Source organism: Xanthobacter agilis, assembly GCF_021730435.1.
GTDB lineage: Bacteria > Pseudomonadota > Alphaproteobacteria > Rhizobiales > Xanthobacteraceae > Xanthobacter > Xanthobacter agilis.
Genome location: NZ_JABWGX010000030.1, coordinates 25,190 through 49,917 on the forward strand (window position 1 = coordinate 25,190; position 24,728 = coordinate 49,917).

The window sequence follows — 24,728 nt, forward strand, 5'->3', positions numbered from 1 at the left end:
GCTCATCCCGGCACGCCGGCCCGCGCGCGCCGGGCGCCATAATAGGCCCATAGGAGGTGAGCGGCTACGCCCCTCCAGGGCCGCCAGTCCTCCGCGATGGCCAACGCCCCCTCTTCCGTGCAGCGCCCGCCGAGCGCGAAAGCCTCGCCCAGCGCCACCTGCAAGGCCAGATCGCCGCTCGGGAAAGCGTCCGCGCGACCGAGGCTGAACAGAAGGTAGAGATCCGCCGTCCAGCGCCCGACACCGGGCAAGCGCATCAGCTCCGCCACCGCCGCCTCCGCAGGCGATCGGCCGATCGCATCAAGGTCCACCGCGCCGCTGTCGAGGGCCGTGGCGAGGCCGGTCAGGGTGCGGATCTTTGGAGCGGAGAGGCCGGCGGCACGAAGCGCTTCCGGCGTCGCGCGCAGAAATCCGCCGGTGGTTGCGGCGCCGTCGAGCACCTCATCGAGCCGCGCCGAGATGGCGCGCGCCGCGGCCACCGAAAGCTGCTGGGCCACCACCATCCCCATGAGCCCCGCAAAGCCGGCGGGCCGGCGCCGCAGCGCGGGTATTCCGGTCAGTTGAGCTAAGGGCTCGAGCCGCGGGTCGGCTTGAAGAAGGCCGGTGAATGCGGACTCAAAGGCCGTCTGGTCGGTGAGAACCCGTTCGCCGGAGGGTTGCACGGGCAGCTCACCGGCCATGCGGTGGCTCCGGCCGGTCGGCGCGCGTGGTAAGCCAGGGCATCATGAGTCTCCTTCCCGGTCCGTTCGTCTGCCGTTTTGCGCCCAGCCCCAATGGGCGGCTCCACCTCGGCCACGCCTATTCCGCGATGGTGAACGAGGCGGCCGCCCGCCGGGCGCGCGGCACCTTTCTGTTGCGTATCGAAGACATCGACGCCACCCGATGCCGCCGCGAATATGAAGCAGGCATCATGGAAGACCTCGCCTGGCTTTCCATCACGCCCGACGGGCCGCCGCGCCGGCAATCGGAACATTTCGCGGAGTATGCGGCCGCGCTCGCCCGGCTCGAAGCGCTGGGCCTCGTCTATCCGGCGTTCGAGAGCCGCGGCGAGATCCTGCGCGCGGTGCGTGCCCGAGAGGCCGAAACCGGCCTGCCCCATCCGCGCGATCCCGATGGCGGGCCGCTCTTTCCCTTTGCGCGCGAGAGCATGAGCGACGCCGCGCGCGCGGCCCGGCGCGCGGCGGGGGCGCCGTTCGTGATGCGGCTCGACATGGCGCGGGCCCTCGCCACGCGCGATGCGCCCTTGTCCTGGCTGGAGGCGCAGGGAACGCCGGAGGGGCCGCTTCTCGCCGTTCCGGCCGAGCCGGCGCGGTGGGGCGACGTGATCCTGGCCCGGCGCGAGGTGCCAACATCTTACCACCTTTCGGTTGTGATGGACGATGCGGCCCAGGGCATCGGCCACGTCATCCGGGGCATGGATCTCTTCGAGGCGACGGCCGTGCACCGGCTGCTGCAGCATCTGCTGCGCCTGCCTCCGCCGGTCTATCACCACCACCGGCTCATTCTGGACCAAGCCGGCCGCAAATTGTCCAAGAGCAGCGATGCCACCAGCCTTGCCGCGCTTCGGGCCGCCGGCGTCACGCCGCAGGAGGTCCGCCAGCGGCTGGAACTGTTCTGACCCTTCAGCCGACCCCGAGCACCAGCAGCCAGAAAGCCACCGTGACGACGGCGCAGGCGGTGGAGAGGGACACCGCGCTGGTGGTGGTGCTCACCGCCACGCCATAGCGCTGCGCCAGAAGATAGCCGTTGATGCCCGAGGGCATGGCCGCGAACAGCACCGCCACGCCGGCCCACACCGGCGGCATGGGCAGGATCCGGGTGAGCAGGAATACCGCAGCCGGATGCACCATGAGCTTAAGAAAAGTGATGACGACCGGCGGGCGGACATCGCCGGTGACGCCGTAATGCCGCAGCGACAGGCCGAGCGCCACCAAAGCGCACGGCGTCGCCGAGGCGCTCAGGAGATCCACGAGCTGCCGGGGGATGCCGGCGGCATGAATCCCGAACACCTGCGCGATCCCGCCCGCATAGATGCCGACCAAAATGGGATTGAGCGCCAGCAGCTTCGCAAGGCGCACGATGGTCGCGCGCGAGAAGCCGGCCCCGCCTTCGAGCAGCACCGTGGCCGCCACCATCATGATGGGCAGGTGGATGGCGATGAGCAGGAACAGCGGCACCGCGCCGGCCTCCCCATACGCTTTCAGAATCAGCGGAACGCCCACGAACACGGTGTTCGCCTGCCCGGCCGCGAAGCCGTGGATGACGGACTCCTGATGGCCTCGATGGAACAGCCGCCGCGCGATCAGCATGGCGAGACCGAACACCAAGAAGGCGCCCGCGAAATACGCGATCCAGTACCCCCAGGGCTGGGCCTGCGGCAGCTTGGCTTCCGACAGCGTGCGGAAGATCAGCACCGGCAGGGCCAGGTTGAAGACGTATTCGGCAAGCCCATCGGACGCCTTCTCGCTCACGAGGCCCACCCGCGCCGCGCCATAGCCGATGGCCACCATGCCGAACACCGGCAGGACGATGACGGCGATGTCGGCGATGGTGGACAGCATGGGCAAGGTCGTCTTCTTCCGGCGGATGGCGGTTCAGGCTGCAACGGTGAGCGGCTCGGCCCCCACCTGCGGCGCGGCCGATTCGAGGCTCACGCACCACACCACCGGCAGCACCGAAAGGCGCATCTTCAGCCGTTCGGCGACGTCCCCGGCGGCCCGAAAGGTGACGGCAAGGCGCAAAGCGGCCCCCTCCGCGCGGCTTTCCATGCGAAGGGGCAGGACGTCATGGATCACGAACGGCTCAAGCAGGCGCAGGAGCACATTGGCGGACGGTTCCGCCTCGACGACGAGGCGATGGAGTGCGCCGCCCGCGGGCGCGGAAACGGTAGACAGCATGATGGATGTTCCGGAACGAGGGATGCGTGTGCGGCGCGGCGCATCTACGAAGACCGGGAGCGGTCGCGATCGCCAGTGGGCGCCTGTAGTGGCGCATCGACACACAGCGCCTGAAGCCGGCCTTAAGGCCGACGCGTCATTTCACCCGGCCGACTTGGTCGACCGGGCGGGGAATTCGCCGCGCAACGGGGGCGAAAGCCGACGGCTGGGCTCCGGAAAAAGACATGTTATTATTGTTAAGGGGCCACCGACGGCCCGTCAACCGCCTGTCGAACGGATCGGCCAGTCCCCTTCAGTACCCTGCCCTTGGCGCGCTGGGGCGAGGGGTCTAATCTAACGGGAACCTGCAGAGGAGCCTCCTGCACCAGAGCGCTCCCGTTCCGGACTTTCGCCATGCGCCTCAGCGGCCACAGATCGACATTCGCACCCCTTCCCGCCCCCCTTCCCGCGCCCCTGCTGGCGGTGCGCGAGCCGGATGCCACGCTCGCGTTCTGGAGCCGCATCGGCCTCTGGCTGGCCGCGGCGCTGGCGGGCGCGCTGTTCGCGGCGGCGCTGCTGCTTTGGTTGCGCCACGGGGCCACGGTGTTCTTCGACACGCTGTCGGCGGGCATCGGCGCCTGCATGTGAGGGGGCCGGATCGCGCCCGCCGTCCTGTCCCTGCGTCTTTCTTCCATGGGTGGATCCATGTCGCCGCGCCTCAAGCTGATGACCCTTTTCGGCGCTTTCGCTGCTGGCGCCCTCATTCTTGTGGTGGGGGTCACGATGCTGCTGCCGGGACGGCCGCAGATCCAGACCTCCGCCGCCGTCGGAGGACCTTTCGCGCTGGTGGATCAAAATGGGGTGCCGGTCACCGAGGCCGTGCTCAAGGGCAAGCCCAGCCTCATCTTCTTCGGCTTCACCCACTGTCCGGACGTGTGCCCGACGGCCTTGTTTGAAATGTCTGAAATCTTTGGCGCGCTGGGTCCGGACGCCGACAAGGTTCAGGCCTTCTTCGTCACCGTGGACCCCGAGCGCGACACCCCCGCCCTCATGAAGTCCTACCTCGGCAGCTTCGCACCGCAGATTCGCGGCCTGTCCGGGAGCGCGGAGAACACCGACGCCATCAAGAAGGAATACCGGGTCTATTCCCGCAAGGTGCCTCTGAGCGGTGGCGACTACACCATGGACCACACCGCCGTGGTCTATCTCATGGACAAGACGGGAACTTTCGTCGCACCCTTCGATTCCAAGCAGCCGCCCGAACGCGCCGCGGCGGAACTCAAGCGCTATTTCTGAGCCGTCGGGACCACAGGGGGAGCCGGCGGGTGGAAATGCCATGGGCTGTCTTCTCCCAATGGTAGGGTCTGCGGATCAGTTCGATCACGGCGCGCCAGGCGGCGAGCGACAGCAGGAGCCAATAGAGGGGGATGGTCCAGAACAGGCTGCCGCGCAGCCGGTCTCCGCGCCGGGCAAGGCCGACAGACATGGTGAGGGCCGTGCCGCCATAGCCCACCGCCAGGGTGGCATAGGTCAGCGCGGACGTGAAAACCTCCATCCAATTGTCGCCCAGCGCGCCCAAGGTGCCGCGCGCGAGGTTCCATCCCAGCAGCGCCATGCCGAACGGATGCAGCAAGGCGGACACGAACGGACCCAGGGTCAGAACCCCCACGGTGGCCGCGCCGCGCCAGCCGAGATCCCGCAGCAGGCTGCGCGGGTGCCGGCCATGGACGAGAAGGGTCTGCGCCCAGCCCTTGAACCAGCGTGTGCGCTGCCCGAGCCACCCACCCAGGCTGACCGGCGCTTCCTCGAATGTGGTCGATGCGATGACCTCCGTGCGCCACCCCGTGCGGGCAAGGCGGATCCCGAGATCGGCATCCTCGGTCACGTTGAAGGCGTCCCACCCGCCGAGGTCCTCCAGAACATCCCGGCGGAAGTGGTTGGAGGTACCACCCAGCAGAATCGGCAGCTTCAGGGCGCTGAGGACCGGCAGCAGCACGTCGAACTGGCCTGCGTATTCAGCCGCGAAATGGCCGCTGATCCAGCGCTCCGCCCCATTGTCCACGCGCAACTTCGCCTGCACGCAGGCCACGCGCCGCCCACCCCTTCGAAACGCGGCAAGGGCGCGCCGCAATTGGTCCTCCTCCGGCTGGTCCTCGGCGTCGAACACCGCGACATAGGTTCCCCGCGCGAAGGTCAGCCCCATGTTGAGGGCCTTTGGCTTGGTGCGCGGGCCCACATTGGGCACCACCACTTCCTCCATCTGGGGCGGCAGGCCGGCGGCCGCGATGGCCGCGCGGGTCTCCCCGTCGTCGGCCTCGACCACCAGCTTGATGTCCAATTTCTCCGGCGGATAGTCGAGCGCCCGCATGGCGGCCAGCAGCCGGGGCACGCTCGCCGCCTCTTGATAGAGTGGGATCAAGAGGGTGTAGACCGGCAGATGGCGGTCCTCGATCGCCGGATCTTGAGCCGGCAGCGGTTCAGTCTCGTCGGCGTCGAACCGGCAGCCGGCCAGGCGCAGGGCGATCCAGGACAGGAAGATCAGCGAGAGCAGCGCCAGTGTCGCCAGAAAGGTGAGCTCGGGTGCCAGCACTGCGCCCCCACCCGCCACGGCGGCGATCACGACGGTGAGGGCCAGCAGCGCGCGGGAAGCCTTCAGCGCCCCGGCCGACTGGTCGGGCGCTGCATCTCGAAAGGCAAAGGCCGCGTCATGGGCGATCGCCTCGCCCGCCTCTTCCATCACCTGCCGTCGCAGCGCATCCGGGGCGATCAACCGCAGGCGCGCGCGCAAGCTAGGATCCACGCGGAGCGCGCGCGCCAGGCGGCGCACCGCCCGCCCCCGCACGGCCAGGGTGAAAACAACCCGCCGGCTGGCATCAAACCCAGCATGCACGCCGGTGCGCAACAGACCCTTGGCCCAATCCGCCACCGCCGCCGGCACCGGGGATGCGGGGACGAAAAGGCCGTCCACCGCCTGCACCAGGGGAAGACCGAGATGATCGGCCAGCGCCTGCGCCATCTCGTCATCCCGCACGCGCCCGGCACACCTCAGCACTTCATCGCCACCCGCGCCCACCCGCCGCGCCCGGTCGTGGACGGCGGAGAGAAACGCGGCAGGCAAAAGGCCGCCGCAGGCGGCAAGCTCCACCGGCAGGACGGGTCCATCACTCGGGCGTCGATCCATCCGCGCCGGCCCGATACCCGGATCGCAGACCCGCGCGTTCGGCGTCGCTCCTGTCTGTCGCCCCGGCGGCCCCTTGCCGGCGCGAGCGGCCTCCATCACCATGGCTATCCGATTGCCCCCAGATGCAACCGAAAGATATAATAGGTATGATTGCACAACGAAGTCATCCCAGGCTTTGGTTGCTGCTGGCCGGCACGGTGCTGACGCTTCTGTTGTCGGTGACGGTGCACGGAGACGCGCGCGCGGAAACGCCGCGTCCGGATGCACCGACCCGCGGGCTCACCGCGCCTGTGGTCGTGCCAAGTTTCTGGAATTCCGAACGGCGCCTGGAGCGTCCCGACGCCGCGGATCTGCCCAAGGAACTGCGAATCGTCACCTCCGACGATTATCCGCCCTTCAACTTCCTGAGCGCCGAGGGCGTGCTGACCGGGTTCAACGTGGATCTCGCCCGCGCCATCTGCGCCGAGTTGCAGGTGGCCTGCGCCATCCAGGCCGTGGCGTTCGACAGCCTGATGGAGGCCATAGAGCAGGGCCGGGCCGATGCGGCCCTCGCCGGGCTCGTGGCCACCCCCGGCAATCGCGCCGGGCTCGACTTCTCGGAACGCTATCTCGGCACGCCCGCCCGCTTCGTGGCCCGCAAGGGGCAGGCGCCGGCCGATGCCGTGCCCGAGACCATCGCCAGCAAGCGCATCGCGGTGGTGTCACGCACCGCCCACGAGGCCTACCTGCGCTCCTTCTTCAACGAAGCCGCCATTCGTCCCTATCCGGATCTCAAGAGCGCGCAGACGGCGCTCCGCAACGGCGACGTGGACCTGCTGTTCGGCGATGGCATCACCCTGGCGCTCTGGCTCAACGGCGCCGATTCCGCGGGCTGTTGCGTGTTCGCGGGAGGGGCGTTCACGGAGAGCCGCTTTTTCGGCGAAGGGTTCGCCGTGGCGGTGAAGGCCGGAAACGACAAGCTGCGCCACGCCATCGACTACGCGCTCCAGCGCATCTGGGAAAAGGGGGTCTATACCGACCTCTATCTGCGCTGGTTCCCCATCGGCTTCTATTGAGGCGTGCCGGCCAGCGTGCGCGCCATGATTGTGATGTCCTCCGGATCGTCCGCGATCTGGTCCGTCAACAGACGGTACCAGTTGAAGCCGATGTAGAGCGGGAGCAGATGCGGCACCGCCTCCGGGCGGATCTCGCCGCGGGCGGCCGCTTCATCGAACATGTGCCGCACATCCTTCAGCCGCTCCGGCAGGAATTTGTCGCGCAGCGCGACCAGCGCCGGCGTGCTGGCCTGGGCCTCGGCGATCAGGGCGCGGAAGGTGCGCCCCGAAGGCGTGTCACGCCAAAAGGCCCATAGGGCGCGCGTGTAAGCCAGAAGATCGCTCCACAGCGCCCCCGTCTCCGGCGGCACCAGCGCCGCGCTCTTTTCGGCGCTGTAGACGTCGATGAACAGATCCGCCTTGGTCGGCCACCATCGGTAGATGGTGGGCTTGCCGGCCCCGGCGCGGCGCGCGACCTCATCAATGGAAAAGCCCGAATAGCCGCGCTCCGCGAGCAGCGCACGGGCCGCGTCCAGGATCGCCTCCTCCGCCTGCGGGCTGCGCCGCGCGCCGATGGATGCGCGGCGATGGCCGTCACGCGTCGACGCCGGTTCGATCGCCTGCGCCCGGGATGGGTCTCGCTTCACGTCGCCGCTCCCTTCCATCCTTGCCCCGGAAATTCGTGCGCCAGGGACATCACCCCTTGATAAACGAAACGATCCGTATATATCAAACCCAAAATAGAAACGGACCGTTCCGTTTCAACTCGCCGGGGCTTGCCATGATCCGCCTGCCAACCTTGTCCCACCTGCGTTTTCTCGGAGTGATGATGATCGGGGCCTATGTCCTCATCAATCTGATCCTGGAGGCTCTGTCTCCGCTCACGGCCGGCTGGCCGGTATGGGCGACGACATTGTGCGCCGTGCCGCCCATGGTGGTGGGCATGGTTCATGTGGTGCTGCCGCTGGCGCGGACCCGCACCCCCTCTCGTGCGCGTTGACGCAACCGCTGCGCCTTCCTAAGTATCGCGCTCCTTTTCTGGAGTTTGTCATGACTGAAGCCTCGTCCGCCTTTGCTGTTCCGGCTGAACTTGCCGGTGAGCTGAAGCGCGTCGCCGAGACGGCCACAGCCTGGCCGTTCGAGGAGGCCCGCAAGCTGGTGGAACGGCTGAAGCGCAAACCCAAGGGACACGGCCCGGACGAGATTCTGTTCGAGACCGGCTATGGCCCCTCGGGTCTTCCGCACATCGGCACCTTCGGCGAGGTGGCCCGCACCACCATGGTGCGCCACGCCTTCCACATCCTCACCGAGGGCAAGGTGAAGACCCGCCTTGTCGCCTTCTCGGACGACATGGATGGCCTGCGCAAGGTGCCGGACAATGTGCCGAATAAGGAGATGCTGAAGGCCGCCATCGGCCTGCCGCTCACCAAGGTTCCCGACCCGTTCGGCACGCATCCGAGCTTCGGCGCGCACAACAACGCCCGGCTGCGCAGCTTCCTGGACGCTTTCGGCTTCCAATACGAATTCATGTCGGCCACCGATTGCTACCTCTCCGGCAAGTTCGACGCGACCCTGCTCAAGATCCTGGCGAACTATGAGAAGGTGATGGAGATCATGCTGCCCTCGCTACGCGAGGAGCGGGCATCGTCCTACTCGCCCTTCCTGCCGCTGTGCCCGCGCACCGGCCGGGTGCTCCAGGTGCCGATCCTCTCTCACGACGTGGCGGCCGGCACCGTGACCTATGAGGACCCGGAGACGCGGGAAAACGTGACGGTTCCCGTCACCGGCGGTCATTGCAAGCTGCAATGGAAGCCCGACTGGGCCATGCGCTGGGTCGCCATGGGCGTCGATTATGAGATGGCGGGCAAGGACCTCATCGATTCGGTGAAGCTCTCGGCCAAGATTGCTACCGCACTTGGTGGCGATCCCCCCGACGGCTTCAATTACGAGCTGTTCCTCGACGAGAAGGGGCAGAAGATCTCCAAGTCCAAGGGCAACGGCCTCTCGATTGAAGAGTGGCTCCGCTATGCCTCGCCCGAGAGCCTTGCCCTGTTCATGTATCAGTCGCCCCGCTCCGGCAAGCGTCTGTTCTTCGATGTCATTCCGCGCAATGTGGATGACTACTTCAACTTCCTCGCCAAATATCCCGAGCAGGATTGGAAGCAGCGTCTCGGCAATCCGGTGTGGCACATTCACGCCGGCAATCCGCCCCAGGTGGACATGCCCGTGTCGTTCACCATGCTGCTGAACCTCGCCTCCGCCTCGAACACCGAGGACGAATCGGTGCTGTGGGGCTTCCTCAACCGCCATGTGCCTGGGGTGTCGGCGCAGACCCACCCCAAGCTCGCCGAGCTGGTGGGCTATGCGGTGAAGTATTTCCACGACTTCGTGAAACCCAACAAGGTGTTCCGGGCACCGGACGAGGTCGAGCGCGAGGCCCTGGCGACGCTCGACGCGGCACTGGCCGCCCTGCCCGCCGGCGCCAATACGGACGACATCCAGAACGCGCTTTACGATGTGGCCCGGCCGATTCCCCGCTACCAGGACCTGAAGGCGAAGGGCGCGACAGCGGAACGGCCCGGGGTCTCCATCGAGTGGTTCAACACGCTCTATCAGGTGCTGCTGGGTCTGGAGCGGGGGCCTCGGTTCGGGTCGTTCGTGGAGATCTACGGCATTCCCGAAACGCGGGCGCTCATTGCGAAGGCGCTGGGTGGTACCTTGGCCAGCGGCCAGGATTGAGCGGTAGTATGACACCTTCTTGTCCACCGCCGCCGCATGCTCGGGCGGCGGTGGACAGACCGGTCAGAGCGGCGCCGGGGGCTGCCCCGGCGCGTCGGCGTCCTCTTGCGGCGCGACGATAAAGCGGTTGCGTCCGAACGCCTTGGCCCGATAGAGCGCCTGATCGCCTTTGCGCAGCAGCTCGTCCAGGTCGAGCCCGCGGGCCACCATGGCCGAGCTTGCGACGGCAATGCCGATGCTGGTGCCGACCTCGACCGAGGCGCCGCGATAACTGATGGGTTGCGCCATCATCTCGATCAGCCGCTCCGAGAGGCGCTCGGCGGCGGCACCGGGCGCGGGGCAGCAGCGCAGGACGACGATGAATTCATCGCCACCAAGCCGCGCGACGAGGTCCTCTTCCCGGCTCGCCTGCTGGATGCGGATGGCGGCGGAGCGCAGAACCGCGTCTCCCGCCTCGTGTCCATAGGCGTCGTTCACCTGCTTGAAGTGATCGAGATCGAGGCATAGCACGGCAAAGCCGGTGCCGGTCCGCTGCCCGCGGGTCCGTTCTTCGCCCAGCCGTTCCTGAAGCCGGCTGCGGTTGGCAAGGCCCGTGAGCGCATCATGCGTCGCCAGATGGGCGAGATGGTCCTCGGCTGCCTTGCGGCGGGAGATGTCGCGCACCGAAACCACATACCCGTCGCGCCGGCCCGTTGTCTTGTCGGAGGTGAGGCGGATGAACGCCTCGATCCAGACCCATTGACCATTCTTGTGCCGCTGGCGCTGCTCACTCCGCCCGCGCTCGATCCGCCCTTCGCGGATCTGCCGCATCAAGGCCTGGAACTCCGGCAGGTCCTGCGGATGCACGAGTTCCACCGCCCGCCGGCCCACCAGCTCCTCAGGCGTGTAGCCGAGCAGGCTATGCACGGCCGGCGACACATAAAGGCGGACACCGTCAAGATCGCCACGCACGATTGTATCGGTCGAATGATCGGCGAGAAGCCGGTAAAGCGCGGCCTCCGCGGAGGCCCGCCGGGCGGCCTCTTCCAGCCTTAGTTGTGCGGCGGCAAGGGCCCCGAGCTCCGCAAGCCTTTGTTTCAGATGCGGCGGAAAAACACGGGGCATGGGGTCAGCCAGCACAAGGGTGCCCAGCAGCGGCGCCTCCGGCTCCCCGGCAAACAGAGGGGTCGCGGCGCAAAAGCCGGCGACCGGACAGTCAGGCCCGAACGCCACATCCGCAAGGCCGGCCTCGGCCGCGACATCCTCCACCACCACCACGTCGCGACATGCGGCGGCACGCGCGCACATCTCCAACACTCCCGGCGGCAGAGGCTCGGCCGGTGCCGATGCAGAAGACAGGAAGGCCGCCGTCACGTTGAAACCGGCACGGGCAAATCGGCAAACCGCCCCTTGGGCCACCGGCGCACAGTGTGCGTCCCCCTCGCCCGTCACCCGCTTCTCGTCCTCCGCGATCAATGGACCGGAACTCCTTCCTCTCGCCCGTGGGCGTCACTGGGCTATGCGCATCATAGGGACACCACGCGCACAACGCATCCTCCCCGCGGCGACCTGAAAAAACCCGCACGCGCGCCCCGAACCAAATATCTTTTTATCTATGGATTTAATGTTATAATGAGATATTCGCTTGATTTCAGTGTGAATTGGAGCCCGATATGAGCTTGCGTCTTGGGGATACGGTTCCCGACTTCACCGCCGAGACCACGGAAGGCCCGGTCAGCTTTCACGCCTGGCTTGGAAACGATTGGGGGATCTTGTTTTCCCATCCGAAGAATTTCACGCCCGTCTGCACCACCGAACTGGGGCAGGTTGCTCGTCTCAAGGAGGAGTTCGACAAGCGGGGCGTGAAGGTCATCGGCCTGTCGGTCGACACGGTGGAAAATCATCCGGCCTGGGTACAGGACATCAAGGACGCCACCGGCGCCACCTTGAATTTCCCGCTCATCGCCGATGCCGACCGGACGGTTTCTGGCCTCTACGACCTCATTCACCCCAACGCGAGCGACACCGCGACCGTGCGCTCGGTGTTCGTGATCGGTCCCGACAAGAAGCTGAAGCTGTCCATCACCTACCCGGCGTCCACCGGCCGCAATTTCGATGAAATCCTGCGCGTCATCGATTCCCTTCAGCTCACCGCCAACCATTCCGTGGCAACGCCGGTGAACTGGACCTCCGGGGACGATGTCATCATCGTGCCGTCCCTGTCCGATGCCGCGGCGAAGGAAAAGTTCCCCGAGGGCTGGAAAGCCGTGAAGCCCTATCTGCGGTTCGTGCCTCAGCCCGGCAAGTGAAGCTGCGCCCTCGCGAGTGAAGCTGCGCCCTCTCGAGGCGCGGACATCCATCCTCCGGTCGGCCGCGACGGCCGACCGGAGCCTGCATCAAGCCGACATGATGTATTCGCGCAGCTCGGCGTGCTCGCGCTCCATCTCCTCCACGCGGTATTTCACCACGTCGCCAATGGAGATGATGCCCACCAGACGATCACCGTTCACCACCGGCACATGGCGGAAGCGCCCGCGTGTCATGCGCTCCATGATCATGGGAACCGTCTCTTCTCCCGTGCAGGTGACCACGGCGCGTGTCATCACGGTGTCGAGGGGCGCTGAAAGGGCTTCCGTGCCCCGCTCGCCCAGAAGGCGCACCACGTCGCGCTCGGAAATGATGCCTTCCACGGCCATGTGCTCGTCCACGATCACGATGGCACCGATGTGATGCCGCGCCAGGCGCTCGACGGCCTCGCTCAGGGTGGCCCGAGGCGAGATGGTGACGATATCCCCGCCCTTTTGCTGCAAAATCCTGCTCACCGACATTGGCGTCCACTCCCTTCCTGCGCCGGCCGGGGCCCGGTATGGCCCGGTTGTTTTTGCCCGCGCCGACCTGCTCGAAGGGAAAGGATCCATCGCAATGCCGGTTGACGCAAGTGCGTTTCACACATGCGCAACGTCAGGATGTACGCAGATACCAGGAAGGCGGTCCGCGTCTCACGTCACCCGGAGCCGCGGGACGGGATCGAACAGGCCGAACAGAAGAAGCCCCGCAAGGAACCCGCCCACATGGGCCTGCCACGCCACCTCCGCCCCATCCGCGCCGGGCACTGAGACGCCAAGCCCGAACAGCAGATTCAGGGCGAACCAGATGGCGATGAAGATCAGCATCTGCGGATTCTTCAGGCTGTCGAGGAGGGATTCGGCCGGGTGGTGATCCCCCGCGCCCCTGCCCCCGGCGAGAATGCCGCCCGGTGACACGGCAAAACGCATGGCCGCCGCCATGGCGCCGGACACCGTCGCCGATGCGCCGATCAAGGGCATGATGCCATCGGGGTGGCTGAGATAGTGGGCCCCCGCCCCCGCCGCGGCCGTCACCGCGCAGAACAGGAGGAAACGCAGGGTTCCGAACCGGCGGGCGACCGGCGTGCCGAAGGCCAGGAACCAGACCAGGTTGACGCCCACATGCATCCAGTTGGCGTGGAGCAGCGCGTAGCTGACCACCGACCACACCTTCGGCCCGAACCCGCCCGGCAGGTAGAACAAAGTGTCGGGCAGGGTGTAGCGCGCGGGGATGAAGGCGAAATAGGTCAGCACCTCCACGTCAGCGCCGGTGCTGAGGACGAGAACCCGCACCGCATGAATGGCAATCAGCGTGAGCGACACGCCGACAATGCTGGCGGGCAGGTTGAAGACCGGCTCACGGGCCGGCGCGGGCGGAAAGGGAGGGCGGTACAGCACCCCCTCGACATAGGCAGCCCAGCGCGGCGCGGCAAGAAAAATCCCCGCCCACGCACATTCCGCGTGGTCGCCCCAGTCATATCCAAAACCTTAACGGGAATTAAGGTTAACGGAAGGTTGACGGCGCAATTACGGTCGATCTGCGGCATTATCATTTTATTAACCGCTGCGGATGCCCGCGATGTCGAAGCGCCTGCCCCAGACCCTGCTGCAGATCCTGCTCACCATGGCTCTGCTTTATGCCGGCTTCGGCCCCGCGACCGCGCAGGAGCAGCGGTTCGCCAATCTTTCACCCGCCTTCGCCCCCCGGCACCTCGCCGATGGGCGCGCGACATCCGCGCCGGCGGGCTACACCCGCTTTTGCGCCGAGCACCCGCGCGACTGCGGCATTTCAGGTGCGCATGTCGCCGTCATCCACCTGGACGAGCAGAAGGTGGCGGACATCGACCGGGTCAACCGCGGCGTCAACGCCCGCATCCAGCCGGAAACCGACCTCGAGCATTATGGCGAGACCGAGCGCTGGGCTTATCCCGACGACGGCAAGGGGGATTGCGAGGACTATGTCCTGGAAAAGCGCCGCACGCTCCTTAACCTGGGCTGGCCAGGGTCGGCGCTGCTCATCACCGTAGTTCGCGACCGCGAGGGAGACGGCCACGCCGTGCTCACGGTGGTGACCGACCACGGCGACCTGATCCTCGACAATCAGGAAGATGAAATCCTGTCCTGGAAGGAAACCGGCTATCGCTATGTGAAGCGGCAGTCGCAGGCGCGCCCGTCCGAATGGGTGTCCCTAGGGGAGACCCTCGTTCCGTCGCCGCCGGTGGTGGGTGGCGGGCGCTGAGGCGCCCTCCCCGATTGCCTGCCCGATTGCCTCCCGGGTCAGTCGACCCGCACCAAACCTTGCGCATAACGCAGGGCATTGCGTTGGTAATTGAGCGCGCTCTTGGCCAGCCCCTCCACCGCCGCATCATCCAGACTGCGCACCGCCTTCGCCGGTGAGCCGACGATCAGGGACCGCTCGGGAAATGTCTTCCCTTCCGTCACCAGAGCTCCGGCGCCCACCAGGCAATGCGACGGGATGATCGCGCGATTGAGCACCGTGGCCCCCATGCCGATCAGGCTGTGGTCGCCGATGATGCAGCCGTGCAGAATCACATTGTGGCCCACCGTGACATCGGATCCGATGGTGAGCGGACACCCGGGATCGGTGTGGAGCACGCTGTTTTCCTGGATGTTGCTGCCCTCGCCAACCACGATCGGCTCGTTGTCGCCGCGCAGCACGGCTCCAAACCAGATGCTCGCGCCTTCCTTGACGATCACCTTGCCGATGAGCACCGCCGTGGGCGCGATCCAGAAGTTTCCGGATGCGGGAAGCTCGGGGGCAATCCCATCGATGGCATAAAGGGGCATGGCGAGTCCTCCTGTGGGTCCGGGGGCTCCCCTCCCCTACCGCCATTGACCGGCGAGCGCCAGAGCGGCGCCCGCTCTTGCGCTCGCCCTGTGCCCACCCGGCGCGCGGAGGAAGGCGCGGTCAGGCCGCCGCCGCGAAATCCTTCACGAACCCCTCGACGACATGGCGCAGGTCGGAGGCCTGGCTCGACAGCCCGCCGGAGAGGGCCAGCAGCTGGGTGGATGCGCTGCCGGTGGTCTCGGCGGCTCGCCCGACGGTGGAAATGTTCTGCGTCACCTGCTGGGTGCCGGTGGCCGCCTGCTGGCAGCTCTGGGCGATCTCCGAGGTGGCCGCGCCTTGTTGCTCGACCGCGGTGGCGATGACGGACGCGTTTTCCTTGATGGCGGCGATCACCCGCACGATCTCCGTCATGGATCTGACGGTGCCGTCGGTTGCCAGCTGGATCTCGGCGATCTTGGTCGCGATCTCCTCCGTGGCCTTGGCGGTCTGGCCGGCGAGATCCTTCACCTCGGCGGCGACCACGGCAAAGCCCCGGCCCGCCTCACCGGCGCGCGCCGCCTCAATGGTGGCGTTGAGCGCCAAAAGGTTGGTCTGCGTGGCGATGGTCTTGATGATGGCGATGACGTCGCCGATGGCGGAGGCGGAGGCCGCAAGCGCCCCGATCCGCGCATTCGAAGCCTCGGCCTCGGCAAACGCCGTGTCGGCGACGCTCGCCGACCGCACCACCTGGCCGTTGATCTCGTGCACGGAGGCCGCCATCTGCTCCGAGGAGGCCGCCACCGTCTGCACGTTGATCGCCGCCTGTTCGGCCGCGGCCGCCACGGTCTGAGCCTGGCGGGACGTTTCCTCCGCCGTGGTCGAAAGACCCTTGGCGGCATCCGCCACCTCGCTGGACGATTGCACGAAGCCGGCGGCGAGGGTCTGCATCCGCGCGATGAAGGCGTGCGCCAGCTCCTCGCGCCGTTCGAGCAGATCCCGCTCGCTCCGCTCGCGCTCCTCCGCGTCCTGGCGCAGGCCCTCGGCGGCGCGCAGATGACCGCGCAACGTCTCCAGCGCCCGCGCGATGGCGCCGATCTCCTCCTTGCGGTCCGTGCCCGTCACAGTGACGTCGAGGTCCCCTCTGCCGAGCGCGGCCATCACGGCCATCATGCGCTGGACCGGACGGACCACCGCGAGGCGTACCGCGAGGGCCGCCAGGAGGATGACGAGCAAGGTCGCCCCCGACATGGCGATCAAAGTCAGCCACGCGGTGTCTTGCGCGGTCGTCGAAAGGATCACTTTCTCGCCCGCGATGTCCTTGGTGAGCTGTCGATTGAATTGGGTCAGCCGGTCGATCACGGCATCCAGTGCCGGATCGCAGGAATCCTTCATGGCTTCCGCGAGCTTGGCCTTCTTTTCCGCGGAGGCACCCTCCGCGATGGTAATGGCGTCGGCGCAAGGGCCGTCGACGGCCTTCTGGAAGTCGGCCAATAGGCCGCCGAGCTCGGCCGCACGGTCCGGCAGAAGCTCCTTGGCCTTTTCGATGTTGCTTTTAAAGCCATCCAGCCCCACATCCAGCAGCGTGGAGGTGCGGAACATGTCCATGGTATTGTCCGCGTCCGCCCGTTGCGGAATGGCGGCACTGTATTTGGCGATGTAGCGCCCCGCATCGGCAAGGTTCACGCCCGCGGTCGCTTGATGGTCGAGGAGTTCTGAATAGATCTCGTCTATCCAAAGCATCTTGGAGGTGGCGAAATAACCACCGCAGAGACTGACCGCACCAAGTACGAACAGAAGGCTAATGACCTTCCAGGTGAGAGGCCAATTCTTGAACCACATCGCAGTCCCCCAATCGCCGCTGGCAGTCCTCGGAAAGGACCAATAGCTGCCCCGCGCTTCGGCTCCCGGAAAACGATCATGCCACGCGCCATCTCAACTTTTGCGACATGGCAACGCTTCAGGAATGATTTAGCTTATGTATAGTATACTACCTCCATTCAATTCGGATTTCAATTGACATTTCCATGACAGTGCGCCGGAAGTCCTTTCTTCAAGAAAGGACTTCCGGATATTTCGAGCAAAGAGTTTTAGGAAGAAGGGGTTGGCAGCGCGGATCGGCAGGCGCGAGGTGCGCGCCATGCCCTCTTCCGTTTGCCGGTCGCGCCTTCACGCCCATGGGCCAATGCCGCGGGGGCCTGCGTCAGGTCCCCGCTTGCTCCGGCCCCCGTTTGCGCGCGCGGCGCGCCTGCCTTACGCGGCGTCGGCGAAGTCCTTGACAAAGGTCTCGACCGTGCTCTTGAGGTCGCCGGCGCGACCCGACAGCCCCGTGGATAGCGCTGCGAGCTGCGTCGAGGCGCTGCCGGTCATCTCCGCCGCCTCGCCGACGCCGGTGATGTTCTGTGTCACCTGCTGCGTGCCGGCCGCGGCCTGCTGGCAGTTCTGAGCGATCTCCGCGGTGGCGACCCCCTGCTGCTCCACCGCGCCGGCGATGGCGGTAGCGGTTTCCTTGATGGTGGCGATCACGCGCACGATCTCGGCCATGGATTTCACCGTGCCCTCGGTCGCATGCTGGATCTCGCCGATCTTGCTCGAGATCTCTTCGGTGGCCTTTGCGGTCTGACCCGCCAGGTCCTTCACCTCGGCCGCGACGACAGCGAACCCCCGGCCCGCGTCGCCCGCCCGCGCCGCCTCGATGGTGGCGTTGAGGGCCAGGAGGTTGGTTTGCGCGGCGATGGTCTTGATGATGTCGATCACCTCGCCGATGGCGTTGGCCGCCGCCGCCAGCATGCCGATATGCCGATTCGATTCCTCAGCCTCGCTGAAGGCAGTGTCCGCCACTGTGGCGGAGTGAGACACCTGCCCGTTGATCTCGTGCACCGAGGCGGCCATCTCCTCCGAGGAAGCGGCCACCGTTTGCACATTGGTCGAAGCCTGCTCCGCGGCGGCGGCGACCGCCTGGGCCTGGCGCGAGGTCTCCTCGGCCGTAGCCGAGAGGTTCCGCGCGGCATTGGCGACCTCGCCCGAGGATTGGACAAAGCCGGAGGCCAACTCCCGCATGCGATCGACGAAGTTCTGCGCCAGCTTGTGGCGGCGTTCCAGCAACGCGTTCTCGTGGGCGGCGTGGGCGGCGGCCTCGGTGCGGATGCGATCCGCCGTGCGGAGCTGGTCGCGCAGCGCTTCCAACGCCTTCGAAATGGCTCCGATCTCCTCGCGGCGCTCGGTTCCGGTCACGCTCACGCCGAGCTCGCCCTGCCCCAGCGCTGCCATGACGTCAATCGACTGGCGCAGGGGACGGACCACGCTGAGGCGGAGTGCCATCACCGCGATGAGAGTGACCAGCACCGTCGCCAAGCTGATGGCGAGGAGAGTTGCCCAGGCGGTGGCGCGGGAGGAGGCAGTCAGCTCCGCCTCCTCTTTGGCAACCGCGACATCAAGATCGCGGTTAAAATCGACCAAGCGGGCGACGACGGCATCCAGGACCGGGGCGCAGGCCGAGGCCACTGCGTCCACGGCCTTCAGATTGCCTCCGTCCGCGCCTCCGTTTGCCAGCCGGACCGCATCCTGGCATGGGCCGTCCACCACGGCGAGGAAGTCGCGCCGCACCGAATCGAGCTGCTCGGCATGGACCGGGAGAAGTCTGATCGCCTCGCCCATGTTCTCATTGAAGCCGTTCAGTGCCTCACTCCGGAGACGGAAGGCGCTGTCGGTCTGCGCGGCGTCGCGCGCGCCGGCCGCCTGGTGAACGGCGTCGCTGTAATTGGCAATGAAGCGTCCGACGCGAGCCAACCGCTTGGCCGCGACGGCTTCATGACCGAGAAGCTCGCCATAAGCCCCATCGATGAACAGCATGTTCGACGCAGCGTAAATGGCTCCGCCCAGGCTCACCACGCCGAGCGCGAGAAGAAGGCTGACCACCTTCCATGTCAAGGACCAGTTCTTGAATGACATTGTGTTCCCCCAACACTGCCGGCACGGATGTCCGGGCAAGATTGAACACCAACAAAACGTGCAGTGGTCATTGGTGCGCGCTGCGAAACACGGATATTGCGTCGAAGTCCACCTAGTGTCGCCGGTCCGACGCCCTGAATCGCGTCGAGGCCCCAGGCTTTCCTCTCGGTGGCGCCACATCGCCGGTGTTTGATCCGGCGGCGGGAGTATGATCCGCATGCCGGCTACCGACGCTTGAAGCTCATCACGTCCCAGCCATCGCACCAAAATACCTCCTGCCTTCTTCTACAAAAGTCGGAGGTGAAGTCATTGCCTTAGGTCAATACCGCTCCGGATGTCGGCCGGCCCCGTCCGTTGCGGCGCGGGTGCCGCGGACGGTCCTTTCGCGCTCGACGATTGACAGATGGAGCCCGGCGACGGAGGAGTCCGTTTTTGCTCTGTTTCGGGTGATGCGATGGACGATCCAGCCCGCCACCTCCTTTCGGTGGGTGGCCTTAGCGTGCTGTTCGTGATGGCGACGGACCAGGAATATGGTCCCCATCTCAAGACGCGCATCGACCCGCTCATCATCGGCGTGGGACCGGTGGAGGCGGCGGTGGAAACCGCGCGGGCCCTCGCCCGGCTCGACCATCGGGGCCGGCTGCCGGATGTCGTCTTCTCCCTCGGTTCCGCCGGCTCGCGCCGCCTGGACCATGCGGCGGTGTATCAGGTCTCTCACGTCGCCTATCGCGACATGGACGCGTCCGCCCTCGGGTTTGAAAAGGGCCGCACGCCGTTCCTCGACGAGCCGGCGCGGGTCGAGCTGCCGCATTATATCGAGGGCGTGCCTTCCGCGTCCTTGTCCACCGGCGGGGCCATCATTTCCGGCGCCGCCTATGACGCCATCACCGAGGACATGGTGGACATGGAGAGCTTCGCCGTGCTGCGCGCCGCCCGCCGTTTTCACCTGCCGATCATGGGATTGCGCGGGATCACGGACGGCAAGTCCGAACTGACGCGCTATGAAGACTGGAGTGATTACCTGCATATCATCGACGAAAAGCTGGCCCAGGCCCTCGACCTGTTCGTGGCGCAGACCACGACGAGCGGGCTCAAGCCAGTGACGGAGCGCCAGGCATGACACCCGCCGCCCGCATCTCCGCCGCCATCGAGATCCTCGCGGCGCTCGCCGCCCGCTCGCGTCCGGTGGCCGACACCCTGAAGGATTGGGGCCTGTCGCATCGCTTCGCCGGCTCCGGCGATCGTGCCGCCATCGCCGGGCTCGTCTACGACACCTTGCGCCGGCGCGCTTCGGCCGCCGCCGTCATGGGCTCGGAGGCGCCGCGTGCCCTCGTGCTCGGCATGCTCGCGACCCTGCGGGGCCTCGATGTGGCGGCCATCGCCCGCTATGCCGATGACTCGCGGTTCGCGCCCGCGCCATTGAGCGCCGATGAAGAAGCCCGCCTCGCAAACCCGAGCCTCGCTGACGCCCCCCCCTTCGTGCGCGGCGATTACCCCCAATGGCTCCATGCGTCCCTGCGCCATGTGTTCGGGGAGGATGTGGTGGCCGAGGGCCAGGCCCTCGCCGCCCGTGCGCCGCTTGATCTGCGGGTGAACTCCCTGAAGGCCACCCCAGAGGCCGCCCGCGCCGCCCTCTCCCATCTCAATCCGGAGCCGGGCCGCTATTCGCCCCTGGCGCTACGCATCGTGCTCGATGCCGACGGCAAGGCGCCCCCTGTCTCCGCCGAGCCCGCCTTTCTGCATGGCGAGGTGGAGGTCCAGGACGAGGGCTCCCAGATCGCGGCCATTCTCGCGCAGCCGTTGCCGGGCACCCAGGTGCTCGACCTGTGCGCCGGGGCCGGCGGCAAGACGCTGGAATTCGCCGCGCTGATGGACAACAAGGGCCAGATCTACGCCCATGATGCCGACATCCGCCGCCTGAAGCCCTTGCATGAGCGCCTCACCCGCGCCGGCGTGCGCAATGTCCAGGTGCGCAGCCCGCGGGGTGCCGAGCCGGTGCTTGCCGACCTCGAAGGCCATATGGACCTCGTGCTGGTGGACGCCCCCTGCACCGGCACCGGCACATGGCGCCGCAACCCGGATGCCAAATGGCGGGTGCGCCCCGGCGCGCTCGCCCAGCGCACGGCGGAGCAGGCCAAGATCCTGGAAGAGGCGACCCAATATGTGAAGCCGGGCGGGCGACTGGCCTATGTCACCTGCTCGCTGCTGGACGAGGAGAACGGCGCCCAGATCCGCGCCCTCATGGCCAAGTGCCCGGATTTTGCGCCCATCCCGCCGGCGGAAACCGTGCTCGCCCTCGGCACGCCGGGCCTCGCCCTGAAGGACGCGGCCCTGGCCAGTCGCGAGGGCCTGCTGCTCACGCCCCGGCGCACCGGCACCGATGGCTTCTTCGTGAGCGTGTTGCGGCGGGCCGTCTGAGGCCCCTGCCCCACGCATGGCCGCCGTGCGCTCCGCTTCAGGGCGGAAACCGCACGGTGGCTTTTTCAAACCGGACTTTCCGGCTAAAGGAAGCCCTCAAGCGCCCACGTTGGAAAGCCCTCGCCCCATGTCCGCTCCCACGTCCCAAGACACCGTCCTCATCATCGATTTCGGCAGCCAGGTGACCCAGCTCATCGCCCGCCGCGTGCGCGAGGAAGGCGTCTATTCGGAAGTCGTGCCGTTCCAGAAGGGCGCGGAAGCGGTGGCCCGGCTGAAGCCGAAGGCCATCATCCTCTCCGGCGGGCCTGCCTCGGTGATCGAGGGCGAGAGCCCGAAGGCTCCCGATGCCGCGTTCACCGCCGGGGTGCCGGTGCTGGGCATCTGCTACGGCGAACAATGCATGGCCGCCCAGCTCGGCGGCACCGTGGAAGCCGGCCACCATCGCGAGTTCGGCCGCGCCGAGGTGACCATCAAGAAGGTCGTGCCCCTGTTCGATGGGGTATGGAAGGATGGCGAGCGCCACACCGTTTGGATGAGCCATGGCGACCGCGTCACCGCGCTGCCGGAAGGCTTCGAGGTGGTGGCCACCTCCGATAACGCCCCCTTCGCCGCCATCGCCGACGTGGCGCGCGGCTATTATGGCGTGCAGTTCCACCCGGAGGTGGTGCACACGCCAGACGGTGCGCGCCTGCTCTCCAATTTCGTGCGCAAGGTGGCGGGGCTCGAGGGCACCTGGACCATGGGCGCCTTCCGCGAGCGGGCCATCGCCCGCATCCGCGAGCAGGTCGGCACCGGCCGGGTCATCTGCGGCCTCTCCGGCGGCGTCGACTCCTCGGTGGCGGCGGTGCTGATCCACGAGGCGATCGGCGAGCAGCTCACCTGCGTGTTCGTGGACCACGGCCTGATGCGCCAGGGCGAGGCCGACGAGGTGGTGTCCCTGTTCCGCGGCCACTACAATATTCCGCTTGTGCATGTGGACGCCGCCGACCTGTTCATCGGCGCACTCGAAGGCATCGAGGACCCCGAGCAGAAGCGCAAGACCATCGGCAAGCTGTTCATCGACGTGTTCGAGGCCGAGGCCAAGAAGGTGGGTGGTGCGGATTTCCTGGCTCAGGGCACCCTTTATCCCGATGTCATCGAGAGCGTTTCGTTCGCCGGCGGCCCCTCGGTGACCATCAAGAGCCACCACAATGTGGGCGGCCTGCCCGCGCGCATGAACATGAAGCTGGTGGAGCCGCTGCGCGACCTGTTCAAGGACGAAGTACGTGCGCTGGGCCGTGAATTGGGCCTGCCGGAAACCTTCGTCGGCCGCCACCCCTTCCCCGGCCCCGGCCTCGCCATCCGCTGCCCCGGCGGCATCACCCGCGAAAAGCTCGAGATCCTGCGCAAGGCGGATGCCATCTATCTGGAAGAGATCCGGTACGCGGGACTTTACGACGTGATCTGGCAGGCTTTCGCGGTGATCCTGCCGGTGCGCACCGTAGGCGTGATGGGCGACGGGCGCACCTACGACCACGTCTTGGCCCTGCGTGCCGTCACTTCCGTGGACGGCATGACGGCCGACTTCTACCCCTTCGACATGGGCTTCCTTGGCCGCGTGGCAACCCGGATCATCAACGAGGTCAAGGGCGTCAACCGCGTCGTCTACGACGTCACCTCCAAGCCGCCAGGCACCATCGAGTGGGAATGAAATGATGTGGTACGCAGCGTTTCGCGAACTATCGCCACATCCTCATAACTAGCTGAAATCAAACAAAAAGTCAAGCATTCACTATCGGAGCCTATCGCCCTTAAGCGATGGGCTCTGACGGTGCGCGCGACGGTATGCGTTTTTCGCCGTCCGCCGAAATTTCACCCTACCGTCAGGCCAAAAACCGAAGCGCCCCGTTAAAAATCAGTCTAATATACTGATATGTAACGATTATTCTAAAAGATTGACGGTATCAGATTTGACGGTAAAATTGGGGCTCAAAAAGGCGTTTTCGATCGTCAACGAGGCCGTCCCCATGCTCACTGACATGGCCATCAAGAGACTGAAACCAAAGGATAAATTGTACAAGGTGGCCGATCGTGACGGTATGTACGTTTCCGTCGCCACAACAGGTCAAATCACCTTCCGGTACGACTACCGTCTGAACGGCCGCCGGGAGACGCTGACGATCGGCCCCTACGGCCCCGATGGCTTCACGCTCGCCGAAGCGCGCGAGCGCTGCATCGCGGCCCGCAAGCAGGTGGCGGAGGGGCTTTCTCCGGCCCACGAGAAACAGCGCGACAAGCGGCGCAAGGCCATGGAGCGCAGCTTCGGCGCGGTGAGCGCCTTATGGATTAAGGAAGCGCGCATGGCGGAGAGCACCCGCTCGATGCGCAAGGCCATCCTCGACCGCGACATTCTTCCCGCATGGAAGAACCGCCTTCTGACCGAGGTGACGCCGGACGATCTGCGACAGCTCTGCGCCAAGGTGAAAGAGCGCGGCGCGCCGGCGACCGCCATCCACGCGCGCGACATCGTCAAACAGATCTTCGCCTTCGCCATCCTGCATGGTGAGAAGGTGCCGAACCCGGCCGACGAGGTGGGGCCAGCCTCGATCGCGACCTTCCAGCCGAAGGACCGGGCGCTGTCGCCGGCCGAAATCAAGATCATGCTGCAGCAGATCGAGCATGTGCCGACCCTGCCGACCATCCGCCTCGGCTTACGCCTGATCCTGCTCACCATGGTGCGCAAGAGCGAACTGCAGGATGCCACCTGGGACGAGGTGGATTTCGAGAACGCCGTCTGGACGATCCCGAAGGAGCGCATGAAGCGATCGAAGGCGCACAACGTCTATCTCGCGCAACAATCGCTCGACATCCTCATCGCCCTGAAGACCTGTGCCGGCAACTCGCGCTTCCTGTTGCCGTCCCGCTATGACGCCGACGCCCCCATGTCGCGCGCGACCTTCAATCGCGTGACCACGGCCGTCGTGGCGCGTGCCAAGAAGGAGGGGCTGCCACTGGAGCCGTTCACGGTCCACGATCTGCGGCGGACCGGCTCGACCCTCCTGAACGAGATGGGCTTCAACAGCGACTGGATCGAGAAGTGCCTCGCCCATGAGGACGGTCGTTCATCGCGCGGCGTCTACAACAAGGCCGAATACGAACCGCAGCGCCGCCACATGCTCCAGGAATGGGCCGACATGATCGACGCCTGGGTGAACGGCCAGAAGCGGGCACCGACGCTGTTGCCGCAGTCAATGCCGTTCATGGGCGCTGAGGCGGTGTCGTGACTCCGTATTGCCGTTGAAGATGTCGACCATTGCCTCCCCCGTTCGTCGCAGAATTAGTCAAGAGGCTTGGCACCCCTGAACTGCGAACAATAATCGCTAGGGAGTTCTTTCTACGACTGAACTTACCTCACCGTGCGCGACAATGGCGTGAAAATTC

23 protein-coding genes are annotated in these 24,728 nt (G+C 66.4%); 12 read left to right on the forward strand and 11 right to left on the reverse strand.

Going from position 1 to position 24,728, the window contains the following annotated elements; translation table 11 throughout:
- Positions 1 to 2: 2 nt before the first annotated feature.
- Positions 3 to 680 carry a DNA-3-methyladenine glycosylase family protein gene (locus HUW53_RS18395; RefSeq protein ID WP_237347211.1) on the reverse strand — a complete coding sequence of 226 codons (678 nt, stop codon included), beginning with the start codon at positions 678 to 680 and terminating at the stop codon, positions 3 to 5.
- A 44-nt stretch (positions 681 to 724) separates the two neighbouring features.
- On the opposite strand from HUW53_RS18395, the gene gluQRS reads away from it, so the two are divergent.
- The gene (gene gluQRS, locus HUW53_RS18400) at positions 725 to 1,618 is read left to right on the forward strand and encodes a tRNA glutamyl-Q(34) synthetase GluQRS (RefSeq protein WP_237347212.1); all 894 of its coding nucleotides are present in this window, start codon (positions 725 to 727) and stop codon (positions 1,616 to 1,618) included.
- Between the two features lie 4 nt (positions 1,619 to 1,622).
- On the opposite strand, the gene HUW53_RS18405 is transcribed toward gluQRS, so the two are convergent.
- Together HUW53_RS18405 and HUW53_RS18410 are read right to left on the reverse strand one after the other, a co-directional pair.
- Entirely contained in the window at positions 1,623 to 2,561 is a 939-nt protein-coding gene (locus tag HUW53_RS18405; RefSeq protein ID WP_237347241.1) for an AEC family transporter, read from the reverse strand.
- Positions 2,562 to 2,594: 33 nt separating this feature from the next.
- Complete coding sequence (locus tag HUW53_RS18410; protein ID WP_237347213.1) at positions 2,595 to 2,897, reverse strand: hypothetical protein; 303 nt, start codon at positions 2,895 to 2,897, stop codon at positions 2,595 to 2,597.
- A 393-nt stretch (positions 2,898 to 3,290) separates the two neighbouring features.
- Here HUW53_RS18410 and HUW53_RS18415 point away from each other — a divergent pair, with 393 nt between their 5' ends.
- Both HUW53_RS18415 and HUW53_RS18420 read left to right on the forward strand, forming a co-directional pair.
- Positions 3,291 to 3,524 (forward strand): hypothetical protein, encoded by a 234-nt coding sequence (locus HUW53_RS18415; protein ID WP_237347214.1) that lies wholly within the window; start codon positions 3,291 to 3,293, stop codon positions 3,522 to 3,524.
- A gap of 57 nt (positions 3,525 to 3,581) precedes the next feature.
- The gene (locus HUW53_RS18420; protein ID WP_237347215.1) at positions 3,582 to 4,172 is read left to right on the forward strand and encodes an SCO family protein; all 591 of its coding nucleotides are present in this window, start codon (positions 3,582 to 3,584) and stop codon (positions 4,170 to 4,172) included.
- Here the strand turns inward: HUW53_RS18420 and HUW53_RS18425 are convergent.
- Entirely contained in the window at positions 4,156 to 6,057 is a 1,902-nt protein-coding gene (locus HUW53_RS18425; protein ID WP_237347216.1) for a glycosyltransferase, read from the reverse strand. The two genes, HUW53_RS18420 and HUW53_RS18425, sit on opposite strands and share 17 nt — an antisense overlap.
- 146 nt (positions 6,058 to 6,203) lie before the next feature.
- Between HUW53_RS18425 and HUW53_RS18430 the strand changes: the two genes are divergently transcribed.
- The gene (locus tag HUW53_RS18430; RefSeq protein WP_237347217.1) at positions 6,204 to 7,112 is read left to right on the forward strand and encodes a transporter substrate-binding domain-containing protein; all 909 of its coding nucleotides are present in this window, start codon (positions 6,204 to 6,206) and stop codon (positions 7,110 to 7,112) included.
- On the opposite strand, the gene HUW53_RS18435 is transcribed toward HUW53_RS18430, so the two are convergent.
- Complete coding sequence (locus tag HUW53_RS18435; protein WP_237347218.1) at positions 7,106 to 7,738, reverse strand: TetR/AcrR family transcriptional regulator; 633 nt, start codon at positions 7,736 to 7,738, stop codon at positions 7,106 to 7,108. The two genes, HUW53_RS18430 and HUW53_RS18435, sit on opposite strands and share 7 nt — an antisense overlap.
- A 134-nt stretch (positions 7,739 to 7,872) precedes the next feature.
- Here HUW53_RS18435 and HUW53_RS18440 point away from each other — a divergent pair, with 134 nt between their 5' ends.
- Together HUW53_RS18440 and HUW53_RS18445 are read left to right on the forward strand one after the other, a co-directional pair.
- Positions 7,873 to 8,091 carry a putative antibiotic biosynthesis monooxygenase gene (locus HUW53_RS18440; RefSeq protein ID WP_237347219.1) on the forward strand — a complete coding sequence of 73 codons (219 nt, stop codon included), beginning with the start codon at positions 7,873 to 7,875 and terminating at the stop codon, positions 8,089 to 8,091.
- Between the two features lie 50 nt (positions 8,092 to 8,141).
- Entirely contained in the window at positions 8,142 to 9,830 is a 1,689-nt protein-coding gene (locus HUW53_RS18445; protein WP_237347220.1) for a lysine--tRNA ligase, read from the forward strand.
- A 63-nt stretch (positions 9,831 to 9,893) separates the two neighbouring features.
- Here HUW53_RS18445 and HUW53_RS18450 read toward each other — a convergent pair whose 3' ends face one another.
- Entirely contained in the window at positions 9,894 to 11,117 is a 1,224-nt protein-coding gene (locus HUW53_RS18450; protein WP_237347221.1) for a diguanylate cyclase domain-containing protein, read from the reverse strand.
- Positions 11,118 to 11,482: 365 nt separating this feature from the next.
- Here HUW53_RS18450 and HUW53_RS18455 point away from each other — a divergent pair, with 365 nt between their 5' ends.
- On the forward strand, positions 11,483 to 12,118 hold the full coding sequence (locus HUW53_RS18455) for a peroxiredoxin (protein ID WP_237347222.1): 636 nt from the start codon (positions 11,483 to 11,485) through the stop codon (positions 12,116 to 12,118).
- An 87-nt stretch (positions 12,119 to 12,205) separates the two neighbouring features.
- On the opposite strand, the gene HUW53_RS18460 is transcribed toward HUW53_RS18455, so the two are convergent.
- Both HUW53_RS18460 and HUW53_RS18465 read right to left on the reverse strand, forming a co-directional pair.
- Entirely contained in the window at positions 12,206 to 12,637 is a 432-nt protein-coding gene (locus HUW53_RS18460) for a CBS domain-containing protein (RefSeq protein WP_237347223.1), read from the reverse strand.
- 171 nt (positions 12,638 to 12,808) lie between these two features.
- A complete protein-coding gene (locus HUW53_RS18465; protein WP_237347224.1) occupies positions 12,809 to 13,552 on the reverse strand; it encodes a rhomboid family intramembrane serine protease in 744 nt (247 codons plus the stop codon).
- 181 nt (positions 13,553 to 13,733) lie between these two features.
- Between HUW53_RS18465 and HUW53_RS18470 the strand changes: the two genes are divergently transcribed.
- Positions 13,734 to 14,393 carry a transglutaminase-like cysteine peptidase gene (locus HUW53_RS18470; protein WP_237347225.1) on the forward strand — a complete coding sequence of 220 codons (660 nt, stop codon included), beginning with the start codon at positions 13,734 to 13,736 and terminating at the stop codon, positions 14,391 to 14,393.
- 38 nt (positions 14,394 to 14,431) lie between these two features.
- On the opposite strand, the gene HUW53_RS18475 is transcribed toward HUW53_RS18470, so the two are convergent.
- From HUW53_RS18475 to HUW53_RS18485, 3 genes are all read right to left on the reverse strand, one after another.
- The gene (locus tag HUW53_RS18475) at positions 14,432 to 14,962 is read right to left on the reverse strand and encodes a gamma carbonic anhydrase family protein (protein ID WP_237347226.1); all 531 of its coding nucleotides are present in this window, start codon (positions 14,960 to 14,962) and stop codon (positions 14,432 to 14,434) included.
- A gap of 121 nt (positions 14,963 to 15,083) precedes the next feature.
- Entirely contained in the window at positions 15,084 to 16,781 is a 1,698-nt protein-coding gene (locus HUW53_RS18480; protein WP_237347227.1) for a methyl-accepting chemotaxis protein, read from the reverse strand.
- Between the two features lie 411 nt (positions 16,782 to 17,192).
- Positions 17,193 to 19,109: a methyl-accepting chemotaxis protein gene (locus tag HUW53_RS18485; protein WP_237347228.1), complete on the reverse strand. Its 1,917-nt coding sequence runs from the start codon at positions 19,107 to 19,109 to the stop codon at positions 17,193 to 17,195.
- Between the two features lie 235 nt (positions 19,110 to 19,344).
- On the opposite strand from HUW53_RS18485, the gene HUW53_RS18490 reads away from it, so the two are divergent.
- The 4 genes from HUW53_RS18490 to HUW53_RS18505 all read left to right on the forward strand — a co-directional run bounded on the left by HUW53_RS18490 (position 19,345) and on the right by HUW53_RS18505 (position 24,571).
- A complete protein-coding gene (locus HUW53_RS18490) occupies positions 19,345 to 20,010 on the forward strand; it encodes a 5'-methylthioadenosine/S-adenosylhomocysteine nucleosidase (RefSeq protein ID WP_237347229.1) in 666 nt (221 codons plus the stop codon).
- Positions 20,007 to 21,308 (forward strand): RsmB/NOP family class I SAM-dependent RNA methyltransferase, encoded by a 1,302-nt coding sequence (locus HUW53_RS18495; RefSeq protein ID WP_237347230.1) that lies wholly within the window; start codon positions 20,007 to 20,009, stop codon positions 21,306 to 21,308. Before HUW53_RS18490 ends, HUW53_RS18495 begins: the two co-directional genes overlap by 4 nt.
- Positions 21,309 to 21,435: 127 nt before the next feature.
- Positions 21,436 to 22,998 (forward strand): glutamine-hydrolyzing GMP synthase, encoded by a 1,563-nt coding sequence (gene guaA, locus HUW53_RS18500; RefSeq protein ID WP_237347231.1) that lies wholly within the window; start codon positions 21,436 to 21,438, stop codon positions 22,996 to 22,998.
- Between the two features lie 316 nt (positions 22,999 to 23,314).
- Positions 23,315 to 24,571 (forward strand): tyrosine-type recombinase/integrase, encoded by a 1,257-nt coding sequence (locus HUW53_RS18505; protein WP_237347232.1) that lies wholly within the window; start codon positions 23,315 to 23,317, stop codon positions 24,569 to 24,571.
- Positions 24,572 to 24,728 lie beyond the last annotated feature (157 nt).